Source organism: Amphritea balenae (assembly GCF_003858655.1).
In the GTDB taxonomy this organism is placed as follows: Bacteria; Pseudomonadota; Gammaproteobacteria; order Pseudomonadales; family Balneatricaceae; genus Amphritea; species Amphritea balenae.
In genome coordinates this window covers 81,361-96,055 of the sequence record NZ_RQXV01000010.1, presented here as the reverse complement: position 1 = coordinate 96,055, position 14,695 = coordinate 81,361, and the positions used below count along the sequence as shown (strand labels likewise).

General features: G+C 48.6%; 14 protein-coding genes. 10 read left to right on the top strand and 4 right to left on the bottom strand.

The features are described 5' to 3' along the window. Positions 1 to 2: 2 nt before the first annotated feature. Positions 3 to 605 (bottom strand): transcriptional repressor LexA, encoded by a 603-nt coding sequence (gene lexA / locus EHS89_RS16510; RefSeq protein WP_124927273.1) that lies wholly within the window; start codon positions 603 to 605, stop codon positions 3 to 5. A 128-nt stretch (positions 606 to 733) separates the two neighbouring features. Here lexA and dinG point away from each other — a divergent pair, with 128 nt between their 5' ends. From dinG to sixA, 6 genes are all read left to right on the top strand, one after another. Then, entirely contained in the window at positions 734 to 2,854 is a 2,121-nt protein-coding gene (gene dinG, locus EHS89_RS16505; RefSeq protein WP_124927272.1) for an ATP-dependent DNA helicase DinG, read from the top strand. 73 nt (positions 2,855 to 2,927) lie between these two features. Beyond that, positions 2,928 to 4,355, top strand: a complete 1,428-nt coding sequence (gene rhlB / locus EHS89_RS16500; RefSeq protein ID WP_124927271.1) for an ATP-dependent RNA helicase RhlB — start codon at positions 2,928 to 2,930, stop codon at positions 4,353 to 4,355. 20 nt (positions 4,356 to 4,375) lie between these two features. Beyond that, a complete protein-coding gene (locus EHS89_RS16495; protein ID WP_124927270.1) occupies positions 4,376 to 5,818 on the top strand; it encodes a protein adenylyltransferase SelO in 1,443 nt (480 codons plus the stop codon). 71 nt (positions 5,819 to 5,889) lie between these two features. Next, on the top strand, positions 5,890 to 6,117 hold the full coding sequence (locus tag EHS89_RS16490; protein WP_124927269.1) for a hypothetical protein: 228 nt from the start codon (positions 5,890 to 5,892) through the stop codon (positions 6,115 to 6,117). 48 nt (positions 6,118 to 6,165) lie between these two features. Next, positions 6,166 to 7,188, top strand: coding sequence for an NAD(P)H-dependent glycerol-3-phosphate dehydrogenase (locus tag EHS89_RS16485; protein WP_124927268.1), 1,023 nt, complete (start codon positions 6,166 to 6,168; stop codon positions 7,186 to 7,188). Positions 7,189 to 7,263: 75 nt separating this feature from the next. Beyond that, entirely contained in the window at positions 7,264 to 7,716 is a 453-nt protein-coding gene (gene sixA, locus EHS89_RS16480; RefSeq protein WP_124927267.1) for a phosphohistidine phosphatase SixA, read from the top strand. Here sixA and EHS89_RS16475 read toward each other — a convergent pair. Beyond that, positions 7,658 to 9,466, bottom strand: a complete 1,809-nt coding sequence (locus EHS89_RS16475) for a PglL family O-oligosaccharyltransferase (RefSeq protein ID WP_170167530.1) — start codon at positions 9,464 to 9,466, stop codon at positions 7,658 to 7,660. The two genes, sixA and EHS89_RS16475, sit on opposite strands and share 59 nt — an antisense overlap. Positions 9,467 to 9,598: 132 nt before the next feature. Here EHS89_RS16475 and EHS89_RS16470 point away from each other — a divergent pair, with 132 nt between their 5' ends. Genes EHS89_RS16470 through EHS89_RS16460 form a run of 3 tightly spaced genes read left to right on the top strand, consistent with a single transcriptional unit; the run spans position 9,599 to position 12,329 of the window. Beyond that, positions 9,599 to 10,486, top strand: coding sequence for an alpha/beta fold hydrolase (locus EHS89_RS16470; protein ID WP_124927265.1), 888 nt, complete (start codon positions 9,599 to 9,601; stop codon positions 10,484 to 10,486). 26 nt (positions 10,487 to 10,512) lie between these two features. Beyond that, the gene (locus tag EHS89_RS16465; protein WP_124927264.1) at positions 10,513 to 11,412 is read left to right on the top strand and encodes a DUF4892 domain-containing protein; all 900 of its coding nucleotides are present in this window, start codon (positions 10,513 to 10,515) and stop codon (positions 11,410 to 11,412) included. Positions 11,413 to 11,438: 26 nt separating this feature from the next. Then, positions 11,439 to 12,329, top strand: a complete 891-nt coding sequence (locus tag EHS89_RS16460) for a patatin-like phospholipase family protein (protein WP_124927263.1) — start codon at positions 11,439 to 11,441, stop codon at positions 12,327 to 12,329. Positions 12,330 to 12,406: 77 nt separating this feature from the next. On the opposite strand, the gene folE is transcribed toward EHS89_RS16460, so the two are convergent. Together folE and EHS89_RS16450 are read right to left on the bottom strand one after the other, a co-directional pair. Continuing rightward, positions 12,407 to 12,946, bottom strand: coding sequence for a GTP cyclohydrolase I FolE (gene folE / locus EHS89_RS16455; protein WP_124927262.1), 540 nt, complete (start codon positions 12,944 to 12,946; stop codon positions 12,407 to 12,409). A gap of 113 nt (positions 12,947 to 13,059) precedes the next feature. Further along, on the bottom strand, positions 13,060 to 13,641 hold the full coding sequence (locus EHS89_RS16450) for a Smr/MutS family protein (protein WP_124927261.1): 582 nt from the start codon (positions 13,639 to 13,641) through the stop codon (positions 13,060 to 13,062). Positions 13,642 to 13,707: 66 nt separating this feature from the next. Here EHS89_RS16450 and prmB point away from each other — a divergent pair, with 66 nt between their 5' ends. Beyond that, positions 13,708 to 14,625, top strand: coding sequence for a 50S ribosomal protein L3 N(5)-glutamine methyltransferase (gene prmB, locus EHS89_RS16445; RefSeq protein ID WP_124927260.1), 918 nt, complete (start codon positions 13,708 to 13,710; stop codon positions 14,623 to 14,625). The last annotated feature ends 70 nt before the right edge of the window (positions 14,626 to 14,695 follow it).

Genomic DNA, 14,695 nt, shown 5'->3' with positions numbered 1-14,695 from the left:
GATTACTGTCCTCTTCTGATAACCCCGACACTGAGGCCTTCAATTGAGAGTTCCTGTTCCTTCAGGTCGACTATGATCGGCTCGAACTCTTCGTTTTCTGCGATCAGGTAAACAATATTACCTTCACGTTTAAAGCGCTTAACGGTGACATCATTGTCTATACGCGCAACGACAATCTCACCATCCTTGGCGGTTTGGCATTGATGTACAGCCAGTAAATCGCCATCCATAATGCCTATATCTTTCATACTGGAGCCACGTACCCGTAACAGATAATCGGCAGGTGGATTAAAAAAGTCTGAGGCTATGGTGATCCTGTCCTCAACATTCTCGTCTGCCAGGATCGGTTCACCTGCAGCCACCTGACCAACAATAGGCAAGCCCTGTTCTTCGTCGAAGCCGGGAATACGTATACCCCTTGAAGTGCCGGGAATCATCTCAATGGCCCCTTTACGGGCCAGGGCTTTGAGGTGTTCTTCGGCAGCATTAGCTGATTTAAAACCCAACTCTCGGGCAATATCAGCGCGGGTTGGCGGATAACCGGTGGAGGTGATGCATTTTTTTATGCAATCCAGAACATCTGTTTGGCGTTGTGTCAGTTTCATGATGTACTCTGTGTTTATATCCAGTACCTGTAACTATATACAGTAATTCAGGTTTGTAAACATTTTTATGTTTATATATCCAGTATTATTGCTAGAATAGCCGGGCCATAAGAGATGCAGAGCTATCAATGTTATCGGATGAGATTAAAAAAGAGATTCAGGGGAGTTATAGTCAGTTCCTTGAAAGTCGGAAGTTAAAGCCCCGTTTAGGGCAGAAACAGATGATTGCCGAGATCGCTAAAGTGCTTGGTGGAATCCTGCAGGATGACAAATCTCATCGGCTGGGCGAGAAGCACGTCAGTGTTATAGAAGCGGGTACCGGTACGGGCAAAACCATCGGCTATCTGTTGGCCGTTCTGCCTATAGCAAAAGCCCAGGGTAAAAAGGTGGTGTTGTCGACGGCGACAGTTGCTCTGCAGGAACAGCTGCTCAACAAAGACCTTCCTGAGGTGGCGGAACACGCATCGCTATCGGTAACCTTTGGTCTGGCTAAAGGCCGTGGCCGCTATTTTTGTATCAGTAAGGCAGAGCAGCATCTTGATGCCCACGGTGCGACTGGTCAGCAGGCGCTTTACGAAGATGAGGCGTCACTGCGGCTGGATACTGAAACGCTGGAGTTTTATAAAAGCTTACTTAATGAGTTTGCTTCAGGCCGCTGGGATGGTGACCGGGATAATCTGACCCAGGATATTGATGATCAGGACTGGCAGCCCTTAACCAGTGATCACCACCAGTGTACTAATCGTCGTTGTAGCAACTTTGGTGCTTGTAGTTTCTTTAAAGCGCGCAAAGACCTTGATCAGGTGGAATGTGTGATCGCTAATCACGATATTGTTCTGTCCGATCTTGCCTTAGGTGGCGGTGCTATTTTGCCTGATCCTGCTGAAACTATTTATATCTTTGATGAGGGCCACCATCTGGCTGATAAGGCCAGCAATCACTTTTCTTTTAATCTGCGTCTTAAATCAACCGAGCGATGGCTAAACAGTACGGCTAAGCAGCTGACAAAAATGCTGGAACAAACCGGTACGCCGCAGCTGTTAAGTGATTATGTGAAACAGTTACAAAAACCGGGCGAAGATCTTCAGGTGGTGGTGAATAACTGGGCTGAACTATTACGCCCTGTGCTGATGGATGATTCCTTCAAACGGCCGAAGGAACGTTATCGCTATCCGGGTGGCGTGGTTCCCGATGAAGTCAAACAGTTTGGTCTTCAGGTAGAACATCTGGCCGCGCGTATGGCGACTAAGCTGGAGATGATTCTTGATCTGTTAAAAGAGTCCCTCGATGGTGAGGGTGGCATTGATAAGCAGCCAGCAGAGCTCTGGTTTCCCCGTGTCGGCATGATGGTAGCGAGAATGCAGGGTATTACCGGATTAGGACGTTCAATGGGGCATCCTGATGCAGAAAATGGTACCCCTACAGCACGATGGATTTCATTGGTTGAAACCGCTCAGGGTTATGACTTTGAGTGTCGCACAGCGCCGGTTTCAGCTGCAGAGATGTTAAGGATGAACCTTTGGCAGCATTGCTATGCCGCTGTAGTGACATCAGCCACACTGACCGCACTTGGGCGGTTTGACCGGTTGCTTGATGACTTAGGCCTGCCGGCAGAAACCCCTTGTTTCACACTGGCCAGTCCTTTCGATCATTACAACGCTGCTGAGCTGTATATTCCACCAATGAAAGTAGAGGCAAATGATGTTGAATTGCATACTCAGGCGGTGGTCGACTACCTGAATTCAGAGCTTAATATCGCTTCCGGTACGCTGGTTTTGTTCAGTTCCTGGCGACAGATGCGATCAGTGCTTGCCAGTCTGGACGAAAAGCTCAACAATAGGGTGCTTTCTCAAGGTGATTTCAGTAAAAATGAAATTCTGAAACGCCACAAAAAGCGCATAGATGAGGGCGAGGGGAGTATTATTTTCGGTCTTGCTTCCTTTACCGAGGGAGTTGATCTCCCCGGTGATTACCTCACAGAAGTAATTATCACTAAAATACCTTTTAGTGTGCCGGATGATCCGGTTGATGCCACCATGGCTGAGTGGATTGAACAGCATGGGGGTAACCCATTTATGGAGTGGTCGGTGCCGATGGCATCGGTACGTCTTACCCAGGCCGCAGGACGGCTGCTGCGAACTGAGCAGGATAGGGGGCGTATCGTATTGTTGGATCGACGGGTAGTAACCCGACGCTATGGACGTCAGTTATTGGATTCATTACCACCGTTCCGAAGGAATATTAGCTAAGGAACTTGCGAACAAGTCCGAAACGGATCTTCGCAGGTTCCCTAACCGTTCGCGCTGCGAATAAGGTAACGTTTTGTTAAAAAAATTATTTAATCGTTCGGCAGGCAATGAGTCTGCGAATACGAATCAAACCACTGTACCGGCTCAGGATGCTAAGCCGGCTAACGATAACGCTACGAAGCGGAGCAGTAACTCAAATGCTTCAGGTAGTACTGGCCGTGATAAAAAAGCGGCTAAGCCAAAAGCAAAGTCTCCGGCTAACAAAACAGTTAAGGCTGAAGCAAAAAAACAGGTTAAACCATGGAGTCTTGCTGATTTTCCGGTTGTGCCGGAAGAGGGCAAAAAGCGCTTTCATGATTTCAAACTGCCCGATGTGGTCATGCATGCAATAGCCGATCTTAACTTCAGGTATTGTTCTGATATTCAAGCGGCTACTCTGAGCTTGTCCCTTGAAGGTAAGGACATGATTGGTAAAGCCCAGACAGGTACCGGTAAAACGGCAGCGTTTCTGATCAGTATTATTACTGATCTGGTGGACTATCCACTTGAATATAAACCAGCCCGGGGCGTACCCAGAGCGTTGATTATTGCACCGACGCGAGAGTTGGCCTTGCAGATAGCGTCGGATGCTGAAGAGACCGGTAAATATTGCGACCTGAGTGTGGTGGCTCTGGTTGGCGGCATGGATTATGAAAAGCAGCGCAGACAGCTGGCTGCCCGTCCGGTTGATATTTTAGTAGCAACCCCCGGGCGACTGATCGATTTTGTTCGCTCTAAAGATGTTGATCTGGGTGATGTTGAAGTACTGGTGCTGGACGAAGCTGACCGGATGTTGAGTATGGGGTTCATTCCAGATGTCCGTACCATTATCCGACATACTCCGCGTAAAGGTGACCGGCAAACACTGCTTTACAGTGCTACGTTCACCGACGATATTATGAGCCTTGCCCAACAATGGACAGTTGATGCTGAAGTTGTAGAGATTGCACCGGAGCAGAAAAGTACTGATTCGGTGGAACAGCTGGTTTATCTGGTGTCCCGCCAGGACAAATACCGCTTACTGCGTAATTTTATGCAGATCAATCAACTGGAGCGGGTTATTGTGTTTGGTAATCGTCGGGATGAAACCCGCCGTCTGGCCGAGCGTCTTCAGAAAGATGGCCTTGCCGCAGCACTGATGTCCGGTGAAATTACCCAGCAGAAACGTCTGAAAACCCTGGAAGATTTCCGCAGCGGTAAAATTAATATTCTGGTTGCTACCGATGTGGCAGGCCGGGGTATTCACGTTGAAGGGGTCAGCCATGTTATTAACTATGCGCTGCCGGAAGATGCCGACGATTATGTACACCGTATTGGTCGTACGGGGCGGGCGGGTTCTACCGGTACCTCTATCAGTTTTGCGACCGAAGATGATGCATTCTTGCTACCAGAGATCGAAGAGGTTGCTGGCGTGAAGATGGAATGTGTGTATCCCGATCCTAACCTGCTGGAGCCGGTTTAACCGGTCGCATGGCATAGCCGATGCAGCTTGTCGGTCCTGATCGGCTACTGTTGCAGTGCCGACACCTGGCGCTGCCGCCGGATTCTGGTACAGCAGTCCAGCCTGTTCCTTTAAAGGATCCACGGCTGGTCGCCTTCAGCACCAGCGCTGCTCAATTAATCGGACTTGATCCCTGTCTGTGCCAAGCCAAAAATTTAACTGAGCTGTTTTCCGGCCATTCTATGCCGCAGGGAAGTCAGCCACTTGCTACCGTCTATGCGGGCCATCAGTTTGGTAGCTATACGGCTGAGCTGGGGGATGGTCGGGCTTTACTGTTGGGCGATCTGCAAGCTTCGGATGGTCAGCAGTGGGAATTACAGCTTAAAGGCAGTGGTAAAACACCATACTCCCGTCATGGTGATGGCCGCGCTGCACTGCGTTCAGTTATCAGAGAATACCTGGCTAGCGAAGCGATGGCAGCGCTGGGAATTCCTACCACCCGTGCGCTTTGTATTATCGGTAGTGATACTCAGATCTACCGGGAATCTATAGAGCTTGCCGCGACCATGGTACGGCTCAGCCCCAGCCATATTCGCTTTGGTCACTTTGAATACTTCTATTACAGTCGTCAGTCTGAAACCGTTAAGCAGTTAGCTGACATTGTGATTCGTCAGCACTATCCCCACTGTCTGGCGACTGCACACCCTTATCTGGCCTTTTTTACTGCGGTTGTGGAGTCGACTGCACGGCTGGTTGCGCAGTGGCAGGCGATCGGATTTTGTCATGGTGTAATGAACACCGACAATATGTCGATAGCAGGCGTGACCCTAGATTACGGGCCTTTCGCGTTCCTCAATGATTATCAGCCGGGTTTTGTCTGTAATCTTTCTGATGAGCGGGGTCGTTATGCTTTTAATCAGCAGCCCTCAATCGCGCTGTGGAACTGTGTTTGTCTGGCTCAGACACTGAGTGGTCTGGTCGAGAAAAGTGAGCTGGAGGCGGCGCTGAGTCGGTTTGAGCCGGTCTATGCGGTGAAGTATACGGAATTGATGTGTGCCAAGCTGGGAATGGCCGGATCTCAGGCCGGTGATGCCGCCCTGATTGAGCAGTATCTGGCATTACTTGAGCAATGCAATGTCGATTACAGTCTGTCATTTAATTTGTTAGGACAAGCGTTAACTGAATCAACAGAGCCCTTTTTTAGTCTGTTTAATCGCTCTTCGGAAATGCAGTGTTGGTTTGATCAGTTGCTTAATCGCATTGATAGTGATGCAGTTTCAATTATGAAACAGAGCAACCCCCGGATAGTTTTGCGTAGTTATCTGATCCAGCAGGTGATTGATGCCGCTGAACAAGGGGATTATCGTAAGCTAGGTGAGTTACACTCAGTCTTACAAAGACCCTATCAAAAAAACGATTTCGGGATATACTCTGAACCCACCCCATTGTGGGGTAAAAACCTGTCGATCAGCTGTTCCTCCTGAGAACATGGTTACAAATATTCAGGTTTTTCTGAGAGTTTTGAAGGCGTTGTTGAAAGCATTAAGGATATTAGATGGATAAGCATAATACCGGCCGAATCAGTCAGATACTGGCGATTGTCGTCAGTCTGTTTTTTTTGTTTATTGCGGTGACCGGTTATCAGAAAACCGGTGATATAAGCGTCGCTTTATTATTCGGATTGCTGGCCGTGCTGGGTTACTTTATTGTTAAGTTATTGTTTTTGGGCGTCAATAAGTTACTTGATTCTCTGGAAAACAGTCGAAAAGACAGTGCAGAATAAGTCTGACCAGTAGTATTGGTTAATATTATTTTTTATAAGGATTCACTGATGACAAACGGCGCAAAGGTTGCAGTGCTGGGTGGTGGTAGTTTTGGTACCGTAATAGCTAATCTGATAGGTACTAAAGGTGAGGCAGTAAACCTGTGGATGCGGGATGTACAGCGGGCTGAAGAGATTAATGAAACGGGCGAAAACAGTCGCTACCTGCCGGGTCGCCAACTTGCTGAATCAATTACAGCGACGGCGGATATGCAAGCTGCTCTCGCTGATGTCGATATCATCTTTGTTTCGATACCCAGCTCGTCATTTCGTAGCGTAATTGCTCAGGCTAAGGTTTATCTTAAACCCGATCAGATTGTTGTGAGTACGACCAAAGGTATTGAAGCCGATACGTTCAGTCTGATGAGTCAGATACTTGCAGATGAGTTGCCTGAAAACCCTATCGGTGTGTTGAGTGGTCCTAATCTGGCCAAAGAGATAGTGCAGCAACAGCTGACTGCAACTGTTATCGCCAGCGAAAGCGAAAAGGTGCGTAAAGCGGTGCAGGATATATTGCACTGCGCCTACTTCAGAATCTATGCCAGTACCGATATGTATGGCGTGGAACTGGGCGGTACACTGAAAAACATCTATGCCATCGCCTCAGGCCTGAGTGCTGCGCTGGGCATGGGGGAAAATACTAAGAGTATGCTGATGACCCGAAGCCTGGCTGAGATGAGCCGTTTTGCGGTACAGCTGGGTGCTAACCCTATGACGTTTCTGGGGCTGGCGGGGGTGGGGGATCTTATTGTTACCTGTTCCTCGCCATTAAGTCGTAATTACCGGGTTGGTTTCGCTCTGGGTGAGGGTAAAAGTCTGGTTGAAGCGGTTGAATCGCTGGGTGAAGTTGCAGAGGGTGTTAATACCCTGCGTTACGTTAAAGAGAAGGCCGATGAGCTGGGGATCTATATGCCTCTGGTGCGTGGTCTGTTTGAAGTGGTATTCAACGGTGCACCGGTGTCTCAGGTAGCAAAAATGATGATGCTGAACACCCAAAGTAGCGATGTAGAATTTATTTTGCCAAGAGATTAGGGCAAGTAAACGGCTTTTGGATTTAAGATCTATTTGATCTGATTTTTAATTCGGGATTGTATCTGGGACCGCCAAATGAAATTAGTTCTGTTAAGGCACGGTGAAGCTGGCTTTGATGCCATCAGCGACGAACAGCGCAGCCTCACGGCTAACGGTAGGTTGCGTTTAGAGCAGATGCTTGAGCAACACTGTGGTCTTTTGGATGATGTTGAGCGGGCTGTACACAGCCCTTACCTGCGTACCTGTCAGACGGCGGAGCTGGTCAATCAGTATCGCGAGACGGAGCTGCAGGCATTGTCTCTGTTAACCCCTGAGTCTTCAGCGGCGGCGGTGATTGAATGGTTGGCTCTGCAGCCGGATCAGGCATTGTTACTCGTCACGCATCAGCCATTGATTGGCAATCTGGTGTCGCTCCTCTGTGAAGGGGATCTGTCACGCCCGGAGCCTATGTTACCGGGCGCAATGGCGGTTATTGAGCTTGAGTTTCTGGCAGCAGGCCTGGGTCGCTTGCAGATGCAGGTGCGCTAATCAGATTTTCTATTTGCTTTGCTGCTGAAGCTATCTCGGGCAGTGCCGGATAATAACGCTGTCCTTTTCTGATTGTCTGCAGGGCTTGTTCAGGCTGTCCAACCGCCAGATAGGCTCTGGCAAGGTCGATATAAAGCTGTGTAATAGGCTTATATTCGATAACCGGCTCAGCCCAGCTGATAAACTGCGGCGCAAAGCTTCCCTGACCCGCATTTAGTTCCCGTAACAGTAGAGTGCGCATCAGGTGAATCTCTGCAGTATCCCTGAATACAGGGCTTTGTAATGCCGATTCAAGGAGCGCGGGTTCGGCCATTCTTCCCTGTAAAAAGCGCACTATACTCGTGTTTGCCTGGATCGCTTGTAGCATTACTACAGTGGTACCGACCAATAACAGGCTGGCGGCGGCGCCTGAAGTGAGTTCGGCTGAGCGACTTAGTCTTATTTTGCGCTGCTTCGTGTGATGTCGAACAACAATAAAGATAAGAAAGAGCAGCATAAACCAGGAGATGTTGCTGATATAAAAAGGCAGTTCAACCTGTGTATGCAAGCCAATAGGTAGTAGCAGTGCCAGATAAGCAGTACCGCGGCGCCAGCCGCAGCTTAATGCTGCATAAAGGATCGCTATCAGGGTAATAAGAATACCTGTGATAGCAATTAATCCCCCCTCCACCAGCCAGAACATAAATTCATTATGAGGATGGCTTAAACGCTCTTTAGGAAAAAGAGCGTCTGGATGTTTATCCAGATAAGTGGCTTTTTCATCGAGCCAGACCTTTTGAAAGCTACCAATACCATACCCGGTAAATGGCTCTTGTTTGAAAAGGCTGAGTGCTACCGCGTAAATGTTCACCCGGGAGCTGGCACCTGAGACTGCGATCCCTTCACTATTGGTGGTGGCCAGTGCGTCCAATTTAGCGGCACTGCGATTTATTCCCTGGCTGCCTAACAGGGTGGCGCTGATAACAGCGATGATGATCAGAGCCATCAATGGCTTACGGGTCAGATAGATCCGCCAGAAACATAGCAGCATGATAATAACGCCAACAGTGGCCGATAACAGTCCTACGCGGGAGCCTGAGTAAGCCACAATAAAGCTGCTGAGAAACACAGTGCTTAAGATGATGAGCAGACTGGCAGGTCGTGTTTTTAAGGCTGAAAATCGGCACAGCGGACGACTTAACAGGTACAGGCTGACTAATAAGGCTGTCGCCTGAAAACTGGCGTGGAGATTGATCTGTTGAAAGATACTGTAGGGTGTGCCATTACTGGGGGTACGCAATGTTGGTATTATTTTGGGCCAGTAGATCTGGCTGATGCCATAAAGAGCGTGAACTATGGCTGCAACGAGGAAGATCAGCAGGGCGGTTTCAATATTGCGGGGGCTAAAGTTAAACTGAAACAGCGCCAGAAGAAACAGAAAGCCTCCCAGAATATAGAGTTGGCGGAATAACCACTCTCCCGGCAGGAAGGAATCTACAATAAAACCCAACAAAATCAGGCTGACAGGCACTGCAGCCAATGCCAGCAACATCTTGGGGTAGTAGAGTATTTGCTGTTTCAGTATCAGCAGTGTTGCAGAAGATATGGTCAGCACTGCAGCTATCCATACGGTAATGTTGTGAGAGATCGAAAGACCTTCACCGCCGAGGTTAGGCTGGAAGAAAAATGATGCAGGTAGAAATAGTAGCGCGATTAGCAGCAAGCCGGTTGTTTGTGGTGTTATAGCTGTACTGGTTTTACTGGATTGCATAATATGTCCGGGCATCCCTGCATAACTCTATGTGATAAAAGAAAAAACAGTGGAGATACTAGCGTATTTTTGTATGCTGAGATACGCGACTACTAAAAATAAGGTGTAGATCAATTGGAGCAAAATCAAAGCATGTCTGATGAGCCGAAACCGGAGCATACTCAAGAGCCTTCCCATGAGCATTATCAAGAGCTTAGATTTGAGGTTAATGGACACCTGATTGCGGCAAAAGCCTGGGGGGCTGAAAATGCCCGGCCGATGATAGCCCTGCATGGCTGGCTGGATAATGCTGCTACCTTCAATCGATTAGCACCGTTGCTCAAAGATGTGCGGCTGATAGCACTGGATCTGATGGGGCATGGCTACTCTGATCACAGGCCACAGTCGATGCCTTACTATATCTGGGATAATGTACTGGATGTTCTGGGCGTAGCGGATCAGTCAGGCTTTGATAGTTTTGATATTCTGGGCCACTCCATGGGTGCCAGTATCGCTACGCTGATCGCAGGGGCTTTTCCGCAACGGATAAACAAACTGATACTGATTGAAGGTATTGCTCCTCTGGTCACTGAACCTGACGATGTTGCTGAACAGCTAGCCCAGGCGATTAATCGTCGTAATCGTATCCAGGGCAGGCTTCAGAAGGCCTATCCTGATCTGGATGCGGCGGTTGAAGCCCGAATGAATGGCCGCTGGCCGGTTGATATCGAAGCGGCTCGCTGGCTGGTAGAGCGGGGTATTATTCAACGTAGTGGCGGTTTTTACTGGCGCAGCGACCCCAGTTTGGTTCTGCCTTCGATCATGCGTATGTCAGAGCCACAAGTTGAAAGTTTTATTCAAAGAGTGACTGCTCAAGCCCTATTGATATTGGGCGATAAGGGAATTGCTCAGAGTGAGCGGCGGATTGAGTTATTCCATGAAATTCAGACAGAAAAGTTGGAAGGAGGCCATCATCTGCATTTAGAGAAGCACGCAGCGCAACAGATTGCTACACTGATAAACAGATTCATTGATGGCTGATTATTAACAATATCAAAGGGTTGTATATGCGAAACCGTATTCTGATCGCCTTCTCCTTATTATTTTGTCTGAATAGTTCCGCCTTTGCTGAGCGGGATATCCGCGGCAGTAGTGACCCGCAACTGTTACCCCGTTTCCCCCAGGCCTGGATTGTAAATTTTAATACTGCAAAGGTGCCGGAATATCGCTTAGCGTCAGGTCCTATGAAGAAGTTGGAAGGCGTGATCGCCCCGGAAAGTATTATTTTATCGCGCGGTTTTCTGACCCGGGTGACTTATCGGGTACCCGACAGTCATAAGCCTGAAGAAGTGTTTAATTTTTATCTGAAAAAGCTACAAGCATTAGATGCGACGATTCTGTTTCAATGTAGCAGTCGTCAATGCGGTAGCAGTAATCAGTGGGCTAACAACTACTTTAAGGTCTCAGAGTTATATGGGGTGGATCGAAGCCAGTCATTTTTGTCAGCTAAGTTACCTGATCAACAGGTTGCTTTGTACGCTGTTAAGCGAGGCAACAGACGGGTTTATGTGCATCTGGATATTTTAAGCCTGGCAGAAGCTGAGGTTGATAAAAAACCGTCAGAGTCGGCACCAGAAGTCAGCCTCGAAATACTTAAACAGCAGGGTTTTAGCTGGTGGAATGAAAATGAAAGTACCGAATCTCTGGTGCAGTTTATGCAAAATGAAGCCGACTTCAGGTTAATGATTGTTGGCTATCGCCAGTTGCCAGACCAGAGTCTGGAAGGGCTGAATGATGAGGAGTATAGCGAGTTAGTTCACTTATCTTCACTTAAAGCCCAGGCATTGGCAGATCGGCTGGTAGAACAGGGTATTAATCCGCAACGAATCAGAGTGGTAGGTGTGGGGCCTGCAGTAGCCGTTGCAAACCTTCCTGCTCTGGAAGGGGTGTGGCTGCAAAGACACTGATTAACAGGGGTGAAGGGGGCTGACCGATGAAAACCACAGTATCGTTAGTTCTGGGTAGCGGTGGCGCGCGGGGATATAGCCATATAGGTGTGATCGAAGAGTTGGAGCGGCGTGGCTATGAGATCGTGTGCGTTGCTGGTAGTTCGATGGGGGCTTTAGTTGGCGGTGTATATGCAGCAGGTCGGTTGCAGGAATACCGGCAATGGGTAACCGGCCTTTCATGGGTGTCCGTGTTTAAACTGATGGATCTTACGCTCAGGGGGGAGGGGACAATCCGAGGGGAACGCTTGTTAAAGCGTCTGACAGAAATTCTGGGCAACCCTCTTATTGAAGAGCTTGCCATTCCTTATACTGCGGTAGCTACTGATCTTACCCATCAGAAAGAGGTGTGGTTTCAGAACGGTTCTTTACTCGATGCGATTCGGGCGTCCATTGCTGTTCCTGGATTTTTTACACCGGTTATCGAAGAAGAGCGCATGCTGGTGGATGGGGGGGTGCTTAATCCTATTCCTATTATTCCGACAGTAGCGGCCCATGCTGATCTGATTATTGCAGTGGACCTGAACTCAGACGTTAAAATGCCTCAGGTGAGCCTGCCGGATACTCAGTATCTGAATCGTTCCGGGTTTAGTGATGAGTGGCACCTGGATGGTAGTCCGCAGGGGGAGGGCGAGACTGAAGAGGTGTCCTTACCCAATAAAGGGGCGGGGCGTATCGATGTCTTGTTGAATGCTGTGGAAGTGATGCAGGAATCGCTGGGTAAATATAAAGTGGCTGGCTATCCTCCCGATCTGTTGATTCAGATACCTAAGGACGCTTGTAGTTTTTATGACTTTCACCGGGCATCAGAGATGATTGAATTGGGCCGCTGCATTTCTGAAAGAAGCCTTGAGTCGATGGAAGTCTCGATGCGTTGAAAGAAACAGGCAGTAAAAAGGAGCCATTTGGCTCCTTTGTATTTATAAGTCGAATTTAGTGATGCGTGGGATCATTCTTAATGAATTAATGCCAAAAATTCGGTACGGGTAGCCTGACTCTTACGGAAAGACCCCAGCATCATCGATGTTTTCATGCTGCTGTTTTGCTTCTCGACACCACGCATCATCATGCACATATGTTGTGCTTCGATCACTACACCAACACCCGCAGCTCCGGTCGCATGCATAATGGCATCGGCAACCTGTTTAGTCATGTTTTCCTGAATCTGCAGGCGGCGGGCAAACATATCGACAATACGTGCGATTTTTGACAGACCGATAACCTGGCCATTCGGGATATAACCCACATGGCATTTGCCGATAAACGGCAACATGTGATGTTCGCACATCGAATACAGCTCGATATCTTTTACGATAACCATTTCGCTGTTTTCAGTCGGGAACAGGGCGCCATTGATTACTTCATCAAGGTCCTGCTGATAGCCACGGGTCAGGAACTGCATCGCTTTGGCGGCACGTTTAGGGGTATCGACCAGGCCTTCGCGGGTGAGGTCTTCACCCAGCTGTTCGATTATGCTGGCAAATTCTTTTTCCATTACAGTGAAAATCCTGTTTAGGTCTGTCTGAATCCTGCTCCTTTGGGAACGGGATTATTAAAAAGGGGGCTAACTTACGTTATTCGCCCACCGAGGTAAAGGGTTGTATCCGACTATTTCGCACGTTTGAGAAGTACGTAAAGCGCGCCGGTTCCGCCATCTTTAGGTTGTGCCGATGAAAAAGCGATAACTTGCGGCATCTGACGCAACCAGTCATTCACGTAAGATTTCATCAGCGGTAGCTGTCCTTCGCCACTATATGCTTTGCCATGGACAACCATCACACAGCGAAGCTGACGAATGCTGCACTCACGGATAAAGCCGCTCAGTTCATTACGGGCATCATCCAGGGTGTAGCCGTGCAGGTCTAAGCCCGCATCCCAGGGTACGTGCCCCTGTTTTAATCGTTTCATCAATTTAAGTTGAATGCCGGGCGTTGCATAGATCAGCTCATCCTCAGACTCGACTAAATTAACGATTTCAGATGATAAACCGTCGACTAATGATTCTTCATTTTGAGAAGCAACCATGCGTTTGTAGCGCGAGGTTTCATCATCCGCCGCACGCAGTTTCTTTGGCGGAGTGTGTAAATCCGCTTTATCATTTTTATGACGGGTGACGCCCTGCATGGCAGCAGAAAAATCAAACTCAGGGCTTTCATCAGTCTCGTTTTCAGGCAGATCGTTTTCAGGCATAGCGTTCGCAGACAATATTCATTAACATACGGCAGAATTTCAATTAGCCGAATTATCCATCCAGATATGACCATCAATCAAGTACAGATATGTAAAGAACTGCACACGATTCGGGATTTTATCCGTTTCAGTATGAGCCGCTTCTATGAATACGACCTCTATTTTGGTCATGGCACGGATAATCCCTGGGATGAAGCAGTGCAGCTGGTGTTAGGTGCACTACACCTGCCCTGGAATTCTGATCCTGCCTTGCTGGATGCACGGCTGACCGGTGATGAAAAAGCGCGGGTGCTGGATTTTGTCGAGCAGCGGGTTATTCAGCGCCGGCCATTGCCCTACATTATAGGCGAAGCATGGTATGCCGGTATGCCGTTTTGTGTCGATGAGCGGGTATTGATTCCGCGCTCCCCGGTTCAGGAGCTGATTGAGCAGCACTTCAGTCCCTGGCTACGCGAAGGCCCGGTAGAACGCATTCTGGACCTTTGTACGGGCAGTGGTTGTATCGGTATTGTCTGCGCTTATGCCTTTGAAGAGGCCGAGGTGGATCTGGCCGATATTTCTACCGATGCGCTTGACGTAGCGCAGAAAAATATCGCCCGACATGAGCTAGGTGAGCGGGTTACCGCGATTGAAAGTGACCTGTTCAGTAATCTGCAGGGCCGTAAATATGATCTGATTATCAGTAATCCTCCGTATGTAGATCAGGCGGATCTGAGTAGCATGCCCGATGAATACCAGCATGAACCTGATCTGGCACTGGGTTCGGGTCCCGATGGGTTGGATATTACTAAACAGATTTTACGTCAGGCAACGCAGTTCCTTGCTGATGATGGACTATTGGTGGTTGAAGTCGGCAACAGTGAAGTACACCTGCAGCAACAGTACCCGCAGATCCCTTTTACCTGGTTAGAGCTGGAGCAGGGCGGCAATGGGATTTTTTTACTGACTGCACAGGAAGTTAAACAGTATTGCGGCACTGTTTGAGTCGCTGGAGTTTGTCTGGTTTGACCGTTCGTAGCGAGATTAGTCAGACTTGAGGTCTGTTTTTTGTCCT